The sequence below is a fragment of the Rhizobium sp. FKL33 genome, from assembly GCF_005222915.1.
GTDB lineage: Bacteria > Pseudomonadota > Alphaproteobacteria > Rhizobiales > Rhizobiaceae > Rhizobium_E.
This window is the reverse complement of record NZ_STFX01000049.1, coordinates 5,542-6,255: the sequence shown is the minus strand read 5'-3', so window position 1 is coordinate 6,255 and position 714 is coordinate 5,542. Positions and strand designations below refer to the sequence as shown.

Annotated in this window: 1 protein-coding gene; it reads right to left on the bottom strand. The window is 63.3% G+C overall.

Translation table 11 applies throughout. The features are described from left to right. The coding region (locus E8Q41_RS22700) for a cadherin-like beta sandwich domain-containing protein (protein ID WP_205910415.1) at positions 1-714 on the bottom strand (714 nt) is incomplete at both ends.

The window sequence follows — 714 nt, the reverse complement described above, 5'->3', positions numbered from 1 at the left end:
GTCACCGTGGCGTTGGCGTCGCTGACCACGGGCGTCACCTTGATCGAGCTGACATCGTTGTCGACCGACACAGTATAGCTGTGGATGGCGCTTGAGAAGCTCGGCGACAGCGATCCGGACGACAGTGACAGGCTGGTCATCGTGGCGTCGGTGGAATCCGCTTCAGCGCGCTCCACCGTCACCGTATAGGTCTCGGTCGTCACGCCGTCCTCGGCGGTGACTTCGACGGTGATCGTGTTGTCGCCCACGTCGAGGCTGAGATTGCCCGAGGTCGAGCCCGATGTGACGGTTGCGCCGTTCACCGTCACCGTGGCGCCGGCGTCGCTGACCACGGGTGTCACCTTGATCGAGCTGACATCATTGTCGACCGACACAGTATAGCTGTGGATGGCGCTCGAGAAGCTCGGCGACAGCGTTCCGGACGACAGCGACAGGCTGGTCAGCATCGCGTCGGTGGAGTCCGCTTCAGCGCGCTTCACCGTCACCGTATAGGTCTCGGTCGTCACGCCGTCTTCGGCGGTGACTTCGACGGTGATCGTGTTGTCGCCCACGTCGAGGCTGAGATTGCCCGAGGCCGCGCCCGATGCGACGGTCGTGCTGTTGACTGTCACCGTCGCATTGGCGTCGCTGACGGTGGGTGTCACCTTGATCGAGCTGACATCGTTGTCGACAGAGGCCGTATAGCTGTGGATGGCGCTCGAGAAGCTCGGCGAC